Here is a 248-nt window from a genome sequence, read left to right as displayed (position 1 = left end):
CTAGAATTTCGGCAATATCGCCCTGAAAAAATACGGAGTTGGAATAATCGCGTCCGATCAGGTTTGTTGTGCGTGTCACGTTACCCGCGGCATTTTGCGTACCGGTGGCTTCGAGGACTCCATTGTTATAAATTGAGCCTGTGTTGCCGAAGCTATTTTGCATTGCCTCCAGCAATTGATAGCTGTTAATGGTCACTGCTGATGAGTCGGTTGTCGAGTTCGCGGTGGAGCCATTGTAGGTGTAGAAC

1 protein-coding gene is annotated in these 248 nt (G+C 48.4%); it reads right to left on the bottom strand.

Translation table 11 applies throughout. The annotated features are described in order from the left end of the window. Positions 1 to 248: LamG-like jellyroll fold domain-containing protein (locus tag RYX56_RS24305; RefSeq protein WP_317124377.1), on the bottom strand; the 248-nt coding region annotated here is incomplete at both ends.

Source organism: Alkalihalophilus lindianensis (assembly GCF_032843265.1).
Classification (GTDB): Bacteria; Bacillota; Bacilli; order Bacillales; family Bacillaceae_D; genus Alkalihalophilus; species Alkalihalophilus lindianensis.
Note: the sequence above shows the minus strand (reverse complement) of the source record. Positions and strands in the feature narration are given on the sequence as shown.